Annotated in this window: 18 protein-coding genes; 15 read left to right on the top strand and 3 right to left on the bottom strand. The window is 59.4% G+C overall.

What is annotated here, in order from left to right; all coding sequences use genetic code 11:
- The first annotated feature begins 134 nt into the window (after positions 1-134).
- From IB252_RS00905 to purT, 5 genes are all read left to right on the top strand, one after another.
- Positions 135-734 carry a CoA pyrophosphatase gene (locus tag IB252_RS00905; RefSeq protein WP_111451370.1) on the top strand — a complete coding sequence of 200 codons (600 nt, stop codon included), beginning with the start codon at positions 135-137 and terminating at the stop codon, positions 732-734.
- 68 nt (positions 735-802) lie between these two features.
- Positions 803-1,327, top strand: a complete 525-nt coding sequence (locus tag IB252_RS00910; protein WP_007954617.1) for a gamma carbonic anhydrase family protein — start codon at positions 803-805, stop codon at positions 1,325-1,327.
- A complete protein-coding gene (locus tag IB252_RS00915; protein ID WP_192406290.1) occupies positions 1,324-1,539 on the top strand; it encodes a DUF1289 domain-containing protein in 216 nt (71 codons plus the stop codon). Before IB252_RS00910 ends, IB252_RS00915 begins: the two co-directional genes overlap by 4 nt.
- A gap of 187 nt (positions 1,540-1,726) precedes the next feature.
- Positions 1,727-2,194 carry a VUT family protein gene (locus tag IB252_RS00920; protein ID WP_192407549.1) on the top strand — a complete coding sequence of 156 codons (468 nt, stop codon included), beginning with the start codon at positions 1,727-1,729 and terminating at the stop codon, positions 2,192-2,194.
- A 99-nt stretch (positions 2,195-2,293) separates the two neighbouring features.
- A complete protein-coding gene (gene purT / locus IB252_RS00925; RefSeq protein ID WP_033056398.1) occupies positions 2,294-3,475 on the top strand; it encodes a formate-dependent phosphoribosylglycinamide formyltransferase in 1,182 nt (393 codons plus the stop codon).
- A 106-nt stretch (positions 3,476-3,581) separates the two neighbouring features.
- Here purT and IB252_RS00930 read toward each other — a convergent pair whose 3' ends face one another.
- The 3 genes from IB252_RS00930 to IB252_RS00940 form a co-directional block, all read right to left on the bottom strand.
- Positions 3,582-4,898 carry an MFS transporter gene (locus IB252_RS00930; RefSeq protein ID WP_192406291.1) on the bottom strand — a complete coding sequence of 439 codons (1,317 nt, stop codon included), beginning with the start codon at positions 4,896-4,898 and terminating at the stop codon, positions 3,582-3,584.
- A 315-nt stretch (positions 4,899-5,213) separates the two neighbouring features.
- Positions 5,214-6,449: a transporter associated domain-containing protein gene (locus tag IB252_RS00935; protein ID WP_192406297.1), complete on the bottom strand. Its 1,236-nt coding sequence runs from the start codon at positions 6,447-6,449 to the stop codon at positions 5,214-5,216.
- A gap of 12 nt (positions 6,450-6,461) precedes the next feature.
- Positions 6,462-7,274 (bottom strand): inner membrane protein YpjD, encoded by an 813-nt coding sequence (locus IB252_RS00940; protein ID WP_033053429.1) that lies wholly within the window; start codon positions 7,272-7,274, stop codon positions 6,462-6,464.
- 210 nt (positions 7,275-7,484) lie between these two features.
- On the opposite strand from IB252_RS00940, the gene ffh reads away from it, so the two are divergent.
- The 10 genes from ffh to IB252_RS00990 all read left to right on the top strand — a co-directional run bounded on the left by ffh (position 7,485) and on the right by IB252_RS00990 (position 17,510).
- The gene (ffh, locus tag IB252_RS00945) at positions 7,485-8,861 is read left to right on the top strand and encodes a signal recognition particle protein (RefSeq protein ID WP_192406299.1); all 1,377 of its coding nucleotides are present in this window, start codon (positions 7,485-7,487) and stop codon (positions 8,859-8,861) included.
- 249 nt (positions 8,862-9,110) lie between these two features.
- Positions 9,111-9,362, top strand: coding sequence for a 30S ribosomal protein S16 (gene rpsP / locus IB252_RS00950; protein WP_007944872.1), 252 nt, complete (start codon positions 9,111-9,113; stop codon positions 9,360-9,362).
- Positions 9,363-9,367: 5 nt separating this feature from the next.
- Positions 9,368-9,904 (top strand): ribosome maturation factor RimM, encoded by a 537-nt coding sequence (gene rimM / locus IB252_RS00955; RefSeq protein WP_111451377.1) that lies wholly within the window; start codon positions 9,368-9,370, stop codon positions 9,902-9,904.
- Complete coding sequence (trmD, locus tag IB252_RS00960) at positions 9,886-10,659, top strand: tRNA (guanosine(37)-N1)-methyltransferase TrmD (RefSeq protein ID WP_173667518.1); 774 nt, start codon at positions 9,886-9,888, stop codon at positions 10,657-10,659. The genes rimM and trmD overlap by 19 nt, the downstream gene beginning before the upstream one ends.
- Positions 10,660-10,704: 45 nt before the next feature.
- Complete coding sequence (gene rplS, locus IB252_RS00965; protein ID WP_003175895.1) at positions 10,705-11,055, top strand: 50S ribosomal protein L19; 351 nt, start codon at positions 10,705-10,707, stop codon at positions 11,053-11,055.
- Between the two features lie 99 nt (positions 11,056-11,154).
- Positions 11,155-12,051, top strand: coding sequence for a site-specific tyrosine recombinase XerD (gene xerD / locus IB252_RS00970; protein WP_074879884.1), 897 nt, complete (start codon positions 11,155-11,157; stop codon positions 12,049-12,051).
- A gap of 320 nt (positions 12,052-12,371) precedes the next feature.
- Positions 12,372-13,103 carry a bifunctional protein-disulfide isomerase/oxidoreductase DsbC gene (gene dsbC, locus IB252_RS00975; RefSeq protein WP_192406304.1) on the top strand — a complete coding sequence of 244 codons (732 nt, stop codon included), beginning with the start codon at positions 12,372-12,374 and terminating at the stop codon, positions 13,101-13,103.
- A gap of 134 nt (positions 13,104-13,237) precedes the next feature.
- Positions 13,238-14,542 carry a homoserine dehydrogenase gene (locus tag IB252_RS00980; RefSeq protein WP_074880855.1) on the top strand — a complete coding sequence of 435 codons (1,305 nt, stop codon included), beginning with the start codon at positions 13,238-13,240 and terminating at the stop codon, positions 14,540-14,542.
- A 66-nt stretch (positions 14,543-14,608) separates the two neighbouring features.
- A complete protein-coding gene (gene thrC / locus IB252_RS00985) occupies positions 14,609-16,018 on the top strand; it encodes a threonine synthase (protein ID WP_192406306.1) in 1,410 nt (469 codons plus the stop codon).
- A 133-nt stretch (positions 16,019-16,151) separates the two neighbouring features.
- Positions 16,152-17,510 (top strand): transporter substrate-binding domain-containing protein, encoded by a 1,359-nt coding sequence (locus tag IB252_RS00990; RefSeq protein ID WP_192406308.1) that lies wholly within the window; start codon positions 16,152-16,154, stop codon positions 17,508-17,510.
- The last annotated feature ends 106 nt before the right edge of the window (positions 17,511-17,616 follow it).

A 17,616-nucleotide genomic window follows, 5' to 3' on the forward strand; every position in this document is an offset into this window, starting at 1 on the left:
GAATGCTGCGCCTATCTTGGCGTGCGGCGGTGTCTGTCGGCAAGTTGTCGTTTAGCGACATGCAGTGGTTATGGGGTTGGGCGGCCGGTTCGATTGGTGCATGATGCGAGATAGAGAACAAATCGAGAAGACTCATGCTGGACGAGCTACTTCACCGAGTAAGCAATCACACCCCAAGCACACTGGAAACCGATAAGCGTTTCCCCGAAGCCGCTGTGCTGGTGCCCATTACCCGCAGCGACGAGCCGGAACTGGTTCTGACCCTGCGCGCCAGCGGGCTCTCGACCCATGGCGGCGAAGTCGCCTTTCCCGGCGGGCGACGCGACCCTGAAGACCCGGACCTTATTTTCACCGCCCTGCGCGAAGCCGAAGAAGAAATCGGCCTGCCGCCGGGGCTGGTCGAAGTGATCGGCCCGCTGAGCCCGTTGATCTCCCTGCACGGCATCAAGGTCACACCCTATGTCGGTGTGATTCCGGACTTTGTCGAGTACCTGGCCAACGATGCCGAGATTGCCGCCGTCTTCAGCGTACCGCTTGAGTTCTTCCGCAAGGATCCGCGCGAGCACACCCATCGAATCGATTACCAGGGCCGCAGTTGGTACGTGCCGAGCTATCGTTACGGCGAATACAAGATCTGGGGCCTGACGGCGATTATGATCGTCGAGTTGATCAACCTGCTCTATGACGCCAAAATCAGCCTGCACCAGCCACCCAAGACGTTTATCAACACCTGAAGCCATCGCCCGTATGGCGTGAACCCCGCTTTTTGCAAGTGAGCCTGCCTGGCCTTGAGGACAATAAGATGAAATATCGCCTGGGCGACGCCCGCGTCGAAACCCATCCGCAGAGCTGGGTCGCACCCAATGCCGTGCTGGTGGGTAAGGTCAAACTGGAAGAGGGCGCCAACGTCTGGTTCAACGCTGTGCTGCGTGGCGACAACGAACTGATCCTGATCGGCAAGAACAGCAACGTCCAGGATGGCACGGTGATGCACACCGACATGGGGTACCCGCTGACCATCGGCACCGGCGTGACTATTGGCCATAACGCCATGCTTCATGGCTGCACGGTGGGCGATTACAGCTTGATCGGGATTAACGCGGTGATCCTCAACGGCGCGAAAATCGGCAAGAACTGCATCATCGGCGCCAACTCACTGATTGGGGAAGGCAAAGAGATTCCAGACGGTTCGCTGGTCATGGGTTCCCCCGGCAAAGTGGTGCGCGAGCTGACCGAGCCGCAGAAGAAAATGCTGGAGGCCAGCGCTGCTCACTATGTGCATAACTCGCAACGTTATGCCCGCGATCTGGTTGAGCAGGAAGAATGAGCGCCACAGAACGGCCGGTGCTATCGCCCTGCGTGAACATTTGCGCGCTGGACGAGGACGATATTTGCACCGGGTGTCAGCGCACAGTGGAAGAGATCACGCGCTGGAGCCGGATGGACAACGAAGAGCGGCGCAAGGTGTTGGGGTTGTGTCATGAGCGGGCCAAGTCCAGCGGGATACTCTGGATGATCGGGGGGAAATCCGATATTTGAGGTGCCGCTATCGCGAGCAAGCTTTGCTCCTACGGGCTCGGGGGATTACGCGATGATGTGATCGACACAAAACCGTAGGAGCATGGCTTGCCCGCGATTGCGTCATTACAGACGCCGCACTCTACCTTGGCCCAACCCGGTCCCTGAAGTACCCTGTGCACCAAATTGACAGGTTTCCTACTTGCCCATGCTCTTCCTGATCGCCTACATCAGCAGCGTCGTGCTGATCAACTACGCCTTTTCCACCGCTCCGCACCTGGACATCATCTGGTCAGCCTGGGGTGGTTTGGTGTTCGTTTTGCGCGATATGGTGCAAACCCGTTTCGGCCATGGCGCGATCGCGGCGATGCTGGCAGCGCTGGTGTTGTCCTACGTGACGTCCGATCCCTCCATCGCCCTGGCCAGCGCCACGGCGTTTGCGGTGTCCGAATGCATCGATTGGCTGGTGTTCAGCGTCACCAAGCGTCCCTTGCACGACCGCCTGTGGATAAGTTCAGCCCTGAGCATTCCTCTCGATACCTTTATCTTCTTCGGCATGATCGATGCGTTCACCCCGGCCGTGATCCTCACCGCCATGGGCTCGAAGTTCGCCGGCGTGACCATTGTGTGGATCGCAATGGCCTGGCGTCTGCGCAAGAACGCGATTCCCGGTTAAAGCCAAACCCCTCGGTTCATGTAAAATGCCGCGCTTTCTCCCCATGGGAAGCGCGCCAGGCGTCGCGTCCCTCGATGATCCGCTTCTTGAGGACCTGAGATGACCCGTATCGGAACTCCATTGTCGCCAACCGCGACCCGCGTATTGCTGTGTGGCTGTGGCGAGTTGGGCAAGGAAGTGGTGATCGAGCTGCAACGCCTGGGCGTTGAAGTGATTGCCGTGGATCGCTACGCCAACGCGCCGGCCATGCAAGTCGCGCATCGCAGCCATGTGATCAACATGCTCGACGGCGCCGCCCTGCGTGCGGTGATCGAAGCCGAAAAGCCGCATTTCATCGTGCCGGAAATCGAAGCCATTGCCACCGCGACCCTCGTGGAGCTGGAAGCCGAAGGCTTCACCGTGATCCCGACCGCTCGCGCCGCGCAGTTGACCATGAACCGTGAAGGCATCCGTCGCCTGGCCGCCGAAGAGCTGGACCTGCCGACCTCGCCGTACCACTTTGCCGATACCTTCGAGGATTACAGCAAGGCTGTCGAAGACCTCGGTTTTCCCTGTGTGGTTAAACCGGTGATGAGCTCGTCGGGCAAAGGCCAGAGCCTGCTGCGTAGCGTCGATGACGTGCAGAAAGCCTGGGATTACGCTCAAGAGGGCGGCCGTGCCGGTAAAGGCCGCGTGATCATCGAAGGCTTTATCGACTTTGACTACGAAATCACCCTGTTGACCGTGCGCCACGTTGGCGGCACTACGTTCTGTGCGCCAGTCGGCCACCGCCAGGAGAAGGGCGACTATCAGGAATCCTGGCAGCCACAAGCCATGAGCCCGATTGCCCTGGCCGAATCCGAGCGCGTTGCCAAAGCCGTCACTGAAGCCTTGGGTGGCCGTGGGCTGTTTGGTGTCGAGCTGTTCATCAAAGGCGATCAAGTCTGGTTCAGCGAAGTCTCGCCGCGTCCACATGACACCGGTCTGGTGACGTTGATTTCCCAGGACCTGTCGCAGTTCGCGCTCCACGCACGGGCGATTCTGGGCCTGCCGATTCCATTGATCCGTCAGTTCGGTCCATCGGCTTCGGCGGTGATTCTGGTGGAAGGGCAGTCCACACAAACCGCATTCGCCAATTTGGGCGCTGCGTTGAGCGAGCCGGATACGGCGTTGCGTCTGTTCGGCAAGCCTGAGGTGAATGGTCAGCGTCGGATGGGTGTGGCGTTGGCCCGTGATGAGTCGATTGACGCGGCTCGTGCTAAAGCGACCCGCGCTTCTCAGGCTGTCGTGGTCGAGCTGTAAACCGAGGCGCGGCTATCGCGAGCAGGCTCACTCCCACAGAGGGCGCGTTCTTTCTGACAGAACGCGGTCACTGTGGGAGTGAGCCTGCTCGCGATGCTCTTGCTTTTTAAGCCACTCGATTCAGATCGTTATTGCGCGTTTCCTTCAGGCACAGCACAGCAATCAAGCTCAGCACCGCCGCCCCCGACACATACCCGCCGACATAACTCAAACCACCCATCGCCACCAGCTTCTGTGCGAAGAACGGCGCCGCCGAGGCCCCGACAATACCGCCCAGGTTGTAGGCCGCTGACGCACCGGTATAACGCACGCGGGTTGGAAACAGCTCCGGCAGCAGCGCGCCCATCGGCGCAAACGTCACGCCCATCAGAAACAGCTCGATGCACAGGAACAGCGCCACGCCCCAGGTCGAACCTTGGGTCAGCAGCGGCTCCATCAGGAAGCCGGACAGAATCGCCAGCACACCGCCGATGATCAGCACCGGTTTGCGCCCGTATCGATCACTGGCCCAGGCCGACAGCGGCGTAGCGGCGGCCATGAACAGCACGGCGAAGCACAGCAGCGCGAGGAAGGTCTCGCGGGTGTAGCCGAGCGTCGACACGCCATAGCTCAGCGAAAATACCGTCGAGATATAGAACAGCGCGTAGCACACCACCATCGATCCGGCACCCAGCAGCATCGGCGCCCAATATTGGCTGAACAACTCGACCAGCGGGATTTTTACCCGCTCCTGGCGAGCCATTGCGTTGGCAAACACCGGGGTTTCGTGAAGCTTGAGACGCACGTACAGACCCACCATTACCAGCACGGCACTGAGCAGGAACGGAATCCGCCAGCCCCACGAACGGAACTGCTCGTCGTTCAGGGTCATGGCCAGCGTAAGAAACAGCCCATTGGCCGCGAGGAATCCGATCGAGGGGCCAAGCTGCGGGAACATGCCGAACCAGGCGCGTTTGCCCTTCGGCGCATTCTCCGTCGCCAGCAGCGCTGCACCGCCCCATTCGCCGCCGAGTCCCAGGCCCTGGCCGAAGCGCAGCACGCAGAGCAGGATCGGCGCCCAGGCCCCGATGCTGTCGTAACCCGGTAGTACGCCGATCAGCGTGGTGCACACGCCCATCAACAGCAGCGAGGCAACCAGCGTCGACTTGCGCCCGATGCGGTCACCAAAGTGGCCGAAAAGCGCTGAGCCCAGCGGTCGAGCCAGGAAAGCGATGCCGAAGGTGAGGAACGCCGAGAGCATCTGGGCTGTGCCGGAGGTCTGCGGAAAAAATACCGGACCGATCACCAACGCAGCGGCAGTGGCATAGACGTAGAAGTCGTAGAATTCGATGGCCGTGCCGATGAAACTCGCGGTCGCCACGCGGGTGGCGGAGTTCGTCGGCTGCGCAGGCGCGGTGTCGTTATAAGTCGTGCTGGTCGTCATGCGGTTATCCCTGACAGTCATGTGCCCCAGTGGAGCGAATTATTATGGTCGAACACCCAGGGATGTGGGTTTGATGCGGGGTGCGGGTAGCACGGGGGTATGGCGGGGCTTGGGTAAGCTGGGATGATTATAGGAAGGAGGCTAACGATCGAACAAGGGGCCAAGCGCTGGCGATGACAACAAGTGGATAAGGCTGGTAATGCCAACAGGTGGACAAGGCTGGCAATGCAATTGTGGTGAGGGGATTTATCCCCTTGCCACAGGTAAATCCCACTTCACAGGTAAATCCCCTCAGCGCAGGGAAGGTGCCACGGTTTAAATTACTGCTGGAACCGAGCTGGTATGCCAGATCAAAACCCGCGTGACCCGATTATCTTCCGTCTCCAGAATCTCCAGCCGATAACGCCCGATCTTCAGGCATACCGCACTGTCCGGAATCGTTTCCAGCGCCTCGGTCACCAACCCGTTGAGGGTTTTCGGACCGTCGCTCGGCAAGTGCCAGCCCAGGCTCTTGTTTAGTTCGCGAATCGACGCCGCCCCTTCGATCACCAGGCGGCCATCGGCCTGTGGGTGGATGTGCGGGTTATCCAGGCTGTGCTGGCTTTCGAACTCGCCGACGATTTCTTCGAGGATGTCTTCCAGCGTCACGACACCGAGCACTTCGCCATACTCGTCGACCACCATGCCCAGGCGTCGCTGTTGTTTGTGGAAATTCAACAGCTGCAGTTGCAGCGGAGTGCTTTCCGGCACGAAGTAGGGGTCGTGACAGGCTGCAAGCAGTGCCTCACGGGTCAGGCTGGCGTCAGACAGCAGATGGCGGATCTGCCGGGTATTGAGCACTGCCTCGACCTGGTTGATGTCGCTGTGGAAAACCGGCAAGCGTGTGCGTTTGTTGGCGCGAAGCTGCTCAATGATTTCCTCGAGGGAGTCGTCCAGATTGACCCCGTCGACGTCACTGCGTGGCACCAGAATGTCGTTGACCGTGATGTTGTCCAGCGCATGGATGCCTGACAGCGGGTGTGGGCGGCAGGCGGCGTGTTCGTGATCGTCGTGCCGATGGTTCGGGGCCTCGTCTTCGCTCTGCTGCACAACTTTGACTTTGCGGGCGAACGGTCGCATCAGCAGCTGGCTTATGCCATTGAGCAACCAGGCGGCGGGATAGATGATTTTCAGTGGCGCGCCCAGCAAGGTGTTGCCCAGGGCCAGGACGGCGTCCGGATAACGCACGGCGATGGTACGCGGCAGGTAGTCGGCGAACACCAGAAGCACGGCGCCAGCCCCCAGGCAGGCCACCCATGGACCGTTTTCCGCCCAAGTGAAAATCGCCAGCAAGGTGCTGATGACCACGACCAGTGCGCGGCACAGGGTGTTGCAGAGGATCAGGCTGTTGAGCGAAAAGCTCAGTTTTGCCACCGGCTTGTCGCTCGAGCGCGAAGCTGTCCGCTGGGCGAGCAAGTGCTGTTGCGCAGCTTCGATGGCGGTAAACAGCCCCGACCATAAAATCAGCAGGGCCACTACCGCGAGCATCGGCCCTATGGGCAAGTCGTCCATTAATGCCGCCCGTCAGATATGCAGGATGTATTCACGAACCAGCTTACTGCCGAAATAAGCCAGCATCAGCAGGCAGAAACCGGCGAGGGTCCAGCGAATGGCCTTGTGGCCGCGCCAGCCGAGGCGATTACGGCCCCATAGCAGCACGCTGAAGACGATCCAGGCCAGGCATGCCAGCAAGGTTTTGTGCACCAGGTGCTGGGCGAAAAGGTTGTCAACGAACAGCCAGCCGGAGATCAACGACAGCGACAGCAGGGTCCAGCCGGCCCAGAGGAAACCGAACAGCAGGCTTTCCATGGTTTGCAGCGGCGGGAAGTTCTTGATCAGGCCCGACGGGTGTTTGTGCTTGAGCTGATGGTCTTGAACCAGCAGCAGCAATGCCTGGAATACCGCGATGGTGAACATGCCATAGGCAAGGATCGACAGCAGGATGTGGGCGAGGATGCCCGGTTCTTCGTCGATGATCTGCACGGTGCCGGCGGGGGCGAACTGTGCGAGCAGCACGGTGGCGGCGCCGAGCGGGAACAGCAATATAAGCAGGTTTTCCACCGGGATCCGCGAGCAGGCCAACAGCGTCAGGGCAATCACCGCGGCTGCGATCAGGCTGGCGGCGCTGAAAAAATCCAGCCCCAGGCCAATCGGTGTCAGCAGGTGGGTGAACAGGCTGGCGCTATGAGCCAGCACGGCGAGCACGCCGAGCGTGACCAGCAGGCGTTTGTTCGCCTTGGCACCGGTGGCCAGACGAGTGCCCTGATAGAGGGTCGCAGCGGCATATAAGCAGGCGGCGGCGAGGGTAGCTAGCAAACTGGGTGACAAGGGGAGCATAAATCCTGTTAGGCAAGCCCGAAAGGCGCTGAGTTTGGCATAGAACCCCCACAGCACGAAAGACCATGCAACCTGACGACGAGGTGTCCGCCAGACGCAGTCTTCGCTATAATCCGCGACCTGCCCACGCCGCAGGCTCGCCGAGCACATGTTTTTTCCGGTCTGGGCCGCCATTATCCCGGTTTACACAGGGCCTGAAAGGATCGCGCAATGTTTGAAAACTTAACCGACCGTCTCTCGCAGACGCTGCGCCATGTCACCGGCAAGGCCAAGCTGACCGAAGACAACATCAAAGACACCCTGCGCGAAGTGCGCATGGCGTTGCTCGAAGCTGACGTCGCCTTGCCGGTCGTCAAGGACTTCGTCAATTCGGTCAAGGAGCGCGCCGTCGGCACCGAGGTGTCGCGCAGCCTGACGCCGGGCCAGGCCTTCGTGAAGATCGTCCAGGCCGAACTCGAAAGCCTGATGGGCGCGGCCAACGAAGACCTGAACCTGAGCGCCGTTCCTCCCGCCGTCGTGCTGATGGCCGGTTTGCAGGGGGCGGGTAAAACCACCACCGCCGGCAAGCTCGCGCGCTTCCTTAAAGAGCGCAAGAAGAAGTCGGTCATGGTCGTGTCTGCGGACGTTTACCGTCCGGCAGCGATCAAGCAGCTGGAAATGCTCGCGGGTGAAGTCGGCGTTACCTTCTTCCCGTCCGACCTGAGCCAGAAGCCGGTCGACATCGCGCAAGCAGCCATTAAAGAAGCAAAACTGAAATTCATCGACGTGGTCATCGTCGATACCGCCGGTCGCCTGCACATCGATGAAGAGATGATGGGCGAGATCAAGGCCCTGCATGCCGCGATCAACCCGGTCGAAACACTGTTCGTGGTCGACGCCATGACCGGCCAGGACGCCGCCAACACGGCCAAGGCCTTCGGCGATGCTCTGCCGCTGACCGGTGTGATCCTGACCAAGGTCGACGGCGACGCCCGTGGCGGCGCTGCACTGTCGGTGCGCGCCATTACCGGCAAGCCGATCAAGTTCATCGGTATGGGCGAGAAGAGCGACGCGCTCGAGCCGTTCCACCCGGAGCGTATTGCTTCGCGCATCCTCGGCATGGGCGACGTGCTCAGTCTGATCGAGCAGGCCGAACAGACCCTCGACAAGGACAAGGCCGACAAACTGGCCAAGAAGCTGAAGAAGGGCAAGGGCTTCGACCTCGAAGACTTCCGCGATCAGCTGCAACAGATGAAAAACATGGGCGGCCTCGGCGGCCTCATGGACAAACTGCCAAACATCGGCGGTATGAACCTGGCGCAGATGGGCAACGCCCAAGGTGCGGCAGAGAAACAATTCAAGCAGATGGAAGCCATCATCAATTCCATGACCCCGGCCGAGCGCCGCGACCCTGAGATGATCAGCGGTTCGCGCAAGCGCCGGATCGCCCTGGGTTCCGGCACTCAGGTGCAGGACATCGGTCGCTTGATCAAGCAGCACAAGCAGATGCAGAAGATGATGAAGAAGTTCTCCGCAAAAGGCGGAATGGCCAAAATGATGCGCGGCATGGGCGGTATGTTGCCCGGCGGCGGCGCGCCTAGAATGTAATTAATTTACGCGGGGGCTTGCCCTTGCACCTCCCACACGGAAGTGGGATCTCCAGCAAACCCGCACTTGGCGGGAGCTGACTGGCCGTTTTCAACGACGGCTCTATAGCAAATCTTGATGGCGGCCGAAAGACCGTCGGAAAAAGACATTTGCAAAAGTCCGGATATTCCTTAGAATATGCGGCCTTTCGGGCACCTATGCCCGCTGTGCCTTTAGATTTGCAGCACCGACTACAGGAACGATGTTCACATGCTAACAATCCGTCTTGCCCTTGGCGGCTCCAAAAAGCGCCCGTTTTACCACTTGACCGTAACCGACAGCCGCAACCCGCGCGACGGTTCGCACAAGGAACAGGTTGGTTTCTTCAACCCTGTTGCTCGTGGTCAAGAAGTCCGTCTGTCCGTGAACCAAGAGCGCGTAGCCTACTGGCTGAGCGTTGGTGCACAACCTTCTGAGCGTGTTGCTCAGTTGTTGAAGGACGCGGCTAAGGCTGCGGCCTGAGCAATATGAACGCGACGCCAGCTGTTGCTGATGATTTGATCGTTATCGGCAAAATTTATTCGGTTCATGGCGTTCGCGGCGAAGTGAAGGTGTATTCCTTTACTGATCCGACTGAAAACCTGTTGCAGTACAAAACCTGGACGCTCAAGCGCGAAGGTAGTGTGAAACAGGTCGAGCTGGTCAGCGGACGCGGGAACGACAAGTTCCTGGTCGCAAAGCTCAAGGGTCTTGATGATCGTGAAGAAGCACGTCTTCTGGCCGGTTATGAGATCTGCGTGCCGCGCAACCTGTTCCCTGAATTGACCGACGGCGAGTACTACTGGTACCAGCTGGAAGGTCTGAAGGTCATTGATCAACTCGGGCAATTGCTCGGGAAAATCGATCATCTTCTGGAAACCGGCGCCAATGATGTAATGGTGATCAAGCCTTGCGCTGGCAGCCTGGATGATCGCGAACGCCTGTTGCCCTATACAGAGCAATGCGTGTTGGCCGTCGACCTTGCCGCAGGCGAGATGAAGGTGGAATGGGATGCGGACTTCTAAACGTGGCTAACCTGCGCGTAGAAGTGATCAGTTTGTTTCCCGAGATGTTCTCCGCCATCAGCGAGTACGGCATCACCAGTCGTGCGGTGAAACAGGGGCTCTTGCAGCTCACCTGTTGGAATCCGCGAGACTACACGACGGATCGACATCACACTGTGGACGATCGCCCATTTGGCGGTGGTCCGGGCATGGTGATGAAGATCAAGCCCCTGGAAGATGCGTTGGTTCAGGCCAAGGCAGCAGCCGGGGAGGCGGCGAAGGTAATTTACCTGTCCCCCCAAGGCCGTCAACTGACTCAGTCGGCGGTACGCGAGTTGGCGAATCTGGATGCATTGATCCTGATTGCCGGCCGCTATGAAGGCATTGACGAGCGTTTTATTGATGCTCATGTCGATGAAGAGTGGTCGATTGGCGACTATGTACTGTCTGGCGGCGAGCTGCCGGCGATGGTCCTGATCGATGCGGTTACACGACTGCTGCCTGGAGCTTTAGGGCATGCGGACTCCGCCGAGGAAGATTCCTTTACGGATGGTTTGCTGGATTGCCCGCACTACACCCGACCGGAGGTGTATGCGGATCAGCGTGTTCCCGACGTATTGCTAAGTGGCAATCACGCGCATATCCGGCGTTGGCGTTTACAGCAGTCCCTTGGTAGGACCTTTGAACGACGCGCCGATCTTCTGGAAAGCCGCTCGCTTTCTGGAGAAGAGAAGAAGCTGCTCGAGGAATACATCCGCGAGCGGGACGATAGTTAACAACGTATCGATGGTAGATCCGACGATTTACCTTAGGAGCACAGCATGACTAACAAAATCATCCTTGCACTCGAAGCAGAGCAGATGACCAAAGAGATCCCTACCTTTGCCCCGGGCGACACCATTGTCGTTCAGGTGAAAGTGAAGGAAGGCGACCGTTCGCGTCTGCAAGCGTTCGAAGGTGTTGTTATCGCCAAGCGTAACCGCGGCGTAAACAGTGCTTTCACCGTTCGTAAAATCTCCAACGGTGTTGGCGTAGAGCGTACTTTCCAGACCTACAGCCCGCAAATCGACAGCATGGCCGTTAAACGTCGCGGTGACGTACGTAAAGCCAAGCTGTACTACCTGCGTGACCTGTCCGGTAAAGCAGCTCGCATCAAGGAAAAACTGGCTTAAGTCCAGCTTCCGATGCAGAAAAAAGCAGCCTACGGGCTGCTTTTTTGTTGCCTGCGATTTATCTTCCCTGACCGTATTGTCGGTCTTGCCTGAGCCTTTATGCCCGCCATCGATCATCCTTTGATAGACCAGTTTCTCGACGCGCTGTGGCTGGAGAAAGGTCTTTCCGATAACACCCGCGATGCCTATCGCAGCGACCTGGCCCTGTTCAACGGCTGGCTGCAGGAAAAAAACCTGGAGCTGATCAACGCCGGACGCGAGCTGATCCTCGATCACTTGGCCTGGCGCCTGGAGCAGAACTACAAACCCCGTTCCACTGCGAGATTTCTCTCGGGTGTGCGCGGCTTTTACCGCTATCTGCTGCGGGAAAAGTTGATCGCGGTCGATCCGACGTTACGCGTCGATATGCCTCAACTCGGTAGGCCATTGCCCAAATCCCTGTCGGAAGCAGACGTAGAAGCGCTGTTGAAGGCCCCAGATTTGAGCGAAGCCATCGGCCAACGCGACCGCGCCATGCTCGAAGTGCTTTATGCCTGCGGCTTGCGCGTGACGGAGCTGATCAGCCTGACGCTGGAGCAAGTCAACCTGCGCCAAGGCGTGCTGCGAGTGATGGGCAAGGGCAGCAAGGAGCGGCTGGTGCCGATGGGCGAGGAGGCGATTGTCTGGGTCGAGCGTTACCTGCGCGATGGCCGCCAGGAGCTGCTTGGCGGGCGTCCCAGCGATGTCATGTTTCCCAGCCAGCGCGGCGAGCAGATGACTCGGCAAACCTTCTGGCATCGCATCAAGCACCAGGCCAAGGTTGCCGGGATCGGCAAGTCGCTGTCGCCGCATACCCTGCGTCATGCCTTTGCCACCCACTTGCTCAACCACGGCGCCGACCTGCGGGTGGTGCAAATGCTGCTCGGCCACAGCGATCTGTCGACTACGCAGATCTACACCCACGTCGCCCGCGCACGTCTGCAGGACCTGCACGCCAAACACCACCCGCGCGGATGAACACAGCTCCTGAAGTGGAATGCTCCCCTGTGGTGAGGGGGTTTACCCCCATTGGGTTGCGAAGCAGCCCCATCTTGGCAATTCTGGCCAGGCGAATGGGCCGCAAGACGACTGCTGCGCAGCCGAACGGGGCGTTGCGGCGTTCCGATAAACCCCCTCACCACAGTAATGGGTGTCAGTCAGGCAGGGTTGTATCACCCGCATTCGGCCACAGGGGCCTTATGTGGTAGGCTTTGCCGGTTTGCACGATGGGCGTTTATGACCCGGTGTTTCGGCACGGGCGTTCTGATCGTCCCATTTGTCCGCCTTCAGGAGTTCTCATGCGTCTGACCCAGATTTTCGCCGCCGCAGCCATTGCGTTGGTCAGTACCTTTGCCGTCGCCGATGACGCGGCCGACAAAGCCATTCGTAAAAGCCTGGAAAACCTCCAGCTCGAGGTGCCGGTAGAAAGCATCACCGCCAGTCCGCTGCCGGGCCTGTACGAAGTCAAGCTGCAAGGCAGCCGCGTGCTCTACGCCAGCGCCGACGGCCAATATGTGGTGCAGGGCTACATGTTCCAGCTCAAGGACGGCAAACCGATCAACCTGACCGAGAAGGCCGAACGCCTGGGCGTGTCCAAACTGATCAACGCCATTCCAGTCGCGGAAACCGTGGTCTACCCGGCGATCGGCGAAACCAAATCGCACATCACCGTGTTTACCGATACCACCTGCCCGTACTGCCACAAGCTGCACGCTGAAGTGCCTGAGCTGAACAAGCGCGGCATCGAAGTGCGTTATGTCGCGTTCCCGCGCCAGGGCTTGGGTTCGCCGGGTGACGAGCAGCTGCAAGCGGTCTGGTGCTCGAAAGACAAGAAAGCGGCCATGGACAAGATGGTCGACGGCAAGGAGATCAAGGCCGCCAAGTGCGATAACCCGGTTTCCAAGCAGTTCGCCCTCGGTCAGTCGATCGGCGTGAACGGTACACCGGCCATCGTTTTGGCCGACGGCCAGGTCATTCCGGGCTACCAGCCTGCGCCACAAGTCGCCAAACTGGCGTTGGGCGCGAAGTAAATTCGCATCGTCACGGTCAGCCATTGACGATCATGGTTCGGCGGCAGCGTTCGCCGGGCCATTAATAGAGAACCGCGAGTATGCGGTTGTTTTCACGGCCGGCCTTGAGTCGGCCGTTTCATGGGGAGTTCACAGTGAAACCGGTCAAAGTAGGCATCTGTGGGTTAGGGACCGTCGGTGGCGGTACCTTCAACGTACTTCAGCGTAACGCCGAGGAAATTTCTCGTCGTGCCGGGCGTGGAATCGAAGTGGCACAAATTGCCATGCGCACGCCAAAGCCTCAGTTCCAGACGACCGGTATTGCGATTACCAACGATGTCTTCGAAGTGGCCACGAACCCTGAGATCGACATCGTCATAGAGCTGATGGGCGGCTACACCGTTGCCCGCGAGCTGGTACTCAAAGCGATCGAGAACGGAAAACATGTGGTGACCGCGAACAAGGCGTTGATCGCCGTTCACGGTAATGAAATTTTCGCCAAGGCCCGCGAGAAGGGTGTGATTGTGGCGTTCGAAGCCGCCGTGGCCGGTGGCATTCCGGTGATCAAGGCGATCCGTGAAGGCCTGTCGGCCAACCGCATCAACTGGGTCGCCGGCATCATCAACGGCACCGGTAACTTCATCCTCACCGAAATGCGTGAGAAGGGCCGGACTTTCGAAGACGTACTCGCCGAGGCACAAGCCCTGGGTTACGCCGAGGCCGATCCGACCTTCGACGTTGAAGGCATCGACGCGGCCCACAAGCTGACGATCCTGGCGTCCATCGCGTTCGGTATTCCGCTGCAGTTCGACAAGGCCTACACCGAAGGCATCACCAAGCTGACCACCGCTGACGTGAACTACGCCGAAGCGCTGGGCTATCGCATCAAGCACCTGGGCGTGGCGCGCAGCACCGCGGCCGGCATCGAACTGCGCGTGCACCCGACGCTGATCCCGGCCGATCGCCTGATCGCCAACGTCAACGGCGTGATGAACGCAGTGATGGTCAACGGTGACGCTGCCGGTTCGACCCTGTTCTACGGCGCTGGCGCTGGCATGGAGCCGACCGCTTCGTCGGTGATCGCCGACCTGGTGGATGTGGTTCGCGCCATGACGTCCGACCCGGAAAACCGCGTACCGCACCTGGCGTTTCAGCCGGACTCGCTGTCGGCCCACCCGATCCTGCCGATCGAGGCTTGCGAGAGCTCCTATTACCTGCGCATCCAGGCCAAGGATCATCCAGGCGTGTTGGCGCAGGTGGCGAGCATCCTGTCGGAGCGCGGCATCAACATCGAATCGATCATGCAGAAGGAAGTCGAAGAACACGACGGCCTGGTGCCGATGATCCTGCTGACTCACCGCGTGCTGGAACAGCACATGAACGACGCGATCGCCGCCCTGGAAGCCTTGGCGGGCGTAGTCGGTCCGGTCGTACGGATCCGCGTCGAGCACCTGAACTAAGCCGTTATCGTTCACCGGGCTCGCTTGCGAGCCCGGGTTTGCGAACACTGTCTATTGGAGCCAGTCATGCGTTATATCAGTACCCGCGGCCAGGCACCGGCCCTGAATTTCGAAGACGTCCTGCTGGCCGGTCTGGCCACGGACGGTGGTCTGTACGTCCCGGAAAACCTGCCACGTTTCACCCAGGAAGAAATCGCTTCCTGGGCCGGCCTGCCGTATCACGAGCTGGCCTTCCGGGTGATGCGCCCGTTCGTCACCGGCAGCATCCCCGATGCCGATTTCAAAAAGATTCTTGAAGAAACCTACGGCGTGTTTTCCCACAACGCCGTGGCGCCGTTGCGTCAGCTGAACAGCAACGAATGGGTGCTGGAGCTGTTCCACGGCCCGACCCTCGCGTTCAAAGACTTCGCCTTGCAGCTGCTGGGTCGTCTGCTCGACTACGTGCTGGAGAAACGTGGTGAGCGCGTAGTGATTGTCGGCGCCACCTCCGGCGACACCGGTTCGGCCGCCATCGAAGGCTGCAAGCACTGCGAAAACGTCGACATCTTCATCCTGCACCCGCACAACCGTGTGTCCGAAGTGCAGCGTCGCCAGATGACCACCATCTTCGGCGAGAACATCCACAACATCGCGATCGAAGGCAACTTCGATGACTGCCAGGAAATGGTCAAGGCCAGCTTCGCCGACCAGAGCTTCCTCAAAGGCACACGTCTGGTGGCTGTGAACTCGATCAACTGGGCGCGAATCATGGCCCAGATCGTTTACTACTTCCACGCAGCCCTGCAGTTGGGCGGCCCGGCGCGTTCGGTATCGTTCTCGGTGCCGACCGGCAACTTCGGCGATATTTTCGCCGGTTACCTGGCGCGCAACATGGGCCTGCCGATCAACCAGTTGATCGTCGCCACCAACCGCAACGACATCCTGCACCGCTTCATGAGCGGCAATCAGTACGTCAAGGACACCTTGCACGCCACGCTGTCGCCGTCGATGGACATCATGGTGTCGTCGAACTTCGAACGCCTGCTGTTCGACCTGCACGGTCGCAACGGCGCAGCGATCGCCGGGCTGATGGACACCTTCAAACAAGGTGGCGGTTTCAGCGTCGAACAGGAACGCTGGACCGAAGCCCGCAAGCTGTTCGATTCGCTGGCCGTGGATGACGCTCAAACCTGCGAAACCATCGCCGAAGTCTTCGAGCAAACCGGCGAACTGCTGGATCCGCACACCGCCATCGGTGTGAAGGCGGCGCGCGAGTGCCGTCGCAGCCTGGATATTCCGATGGTGATCCTCGGTACGGCGCATCCGGTCAAATTCCCGGACGCAGTGGAAAAAGCAGGCGTAGGAAAAGCGCTCGAACTACCTGCACATCTTTCTGATTTGTTTGAGCGAGATGAGCGCTGCACCGTGCTGCCAAATGACTTGAAAGCCGTGCAGGCCTTTGTCAGCAAGCATGGCAACCGCGGCAAGCCTCTGTAACCAATTAAAACTGTCACATTTTGAAGCCCGTCTCCTGACGGGCTTTCTCATTTCTGCATGCCACACTTGCCGGGTTTCGTAAATGAAGAGCCGCCCATGAAGGGCGGGCGAGACGATTACCAAGGAAGTGGCAATGCTGTTTTTCAGAGGGTTAAAACCAGCCGCGTGCTGGATGTTTTTTTTAGTCGGCACCCTGGGCTTTGCTCAATGGGGGAGCGCGTCGCAATTGGCGGCAACCGATTCCAAGGGATCGATTGCTGGCCCAAGAATCGAGCTGGATGCTCAGGAGTTGAAATGGATTGCCGAGCATTCAAAAGTCATCGTCGCCTCGGTGCAATACCCGCTGTACCTGTTCAAGGATAAGCACGGCCACTGGAACGGCTTGAACAATGATCTGCTCAACCGCATCAGCGCGATGACGGGATTGCAGTTTGTTCACGAAGAATCGTTTTCCACCGATCAGTTGCTCGGGCGACTGGAAAGTGGCGCAGCGGACATGAGCACGACGCTGGCGATGAATGACGAACGCAAGACGTTTCTGGATTTCAGTCATGCGTTCGGTGGCGCTGGCTGGGTGTTCGTCGGGCGGGCCGGGGCGCCAGTGGTGCAATCCCTGGAGCAGCTGTCGGGAAGGGTTCTGGTGTTGCCGACCCGGCATGCGCTGGAGGCCACGATTCTCCGCGACTATCCCGACATCGAGCTGCGCTCGGTTAAAACCTACGCGGAGGCCCGGGCGCTGGTCGAGAGCGGTGAGGCCTATGCCACCATCGAAAACGAAACCGGAGCGCAACTCTATCCGTCCGGGCAGCTCAAGGTCGGGTATACGGTGGAGGGCAAATGGGAGGCGGACCACCTGGCCGTACGCAAAGGTCAGCCACAGCTGTCGAGCATCCTCAACAAGGCGCTCGAGGCGCTTGATCCTGCCGAATTGCGCGCCATTCGCCTGAAATGGCTCAATGGGATTGCCCCCGTCAAGGTGCCCGGCACCTGGCACCGACTCGCCGAGTGGGGCTGCTGGGGAATGTTTATCGCCAGCCTGTTCGGCCTGTTGTCCCTGCTCTGGAACCGACGGCTCACGCTATTGATCCAGCAACGCCTGGATGCCGAGAAAAGTCTGAGTGATCAGCTCGCCTTCCAGCATGCGTTGATGGACGCCATGCCCGATCCGGTGTTTGTTCGTGATCTGGAAGGGCGTTTGATCATGTGCAACAAAAGTTATGAGGAGGGCTTGTCGACCCGTTTCGACCAGGTTCAGGGACGACAGCTGATTGAACTGGACGTGTTGCCCAAAGAGACTGCCGAACTGCTGCATGCAGAGTTCATGGCCCAGCTCGGTACGCGCAAGACGCGCTTCAGTGAGCGTCAATTGATGTTCAACAACGGCGTCAGGCATATCTATCAGTGGACGGTGCCTTTTTACGGTGCCGACGGACAATTGCGGGGCTTGCTGGGAGGATGGACCGATATCGGCAAGCGCAAGCAACAGGCATGACGCGGCTGTTTTTTATCTGTCATCTTGGCCGTGCATGCTCTATTGACCCGAGGCGCAGGTTTCCCAGCAGTCGGTATCCAGAACTTTCTTCTCGAGCCAGTGGTCA

Source organism: Pseudomonas sp. PDM10, assembly GCF_014852295.1.
Taxonomy (GTDB): Bacteria; Pseudomonadota; Gammaproteobacteria; order Pseudomonadales; family Pseudomonadaceae; genus Aquipseudomonas.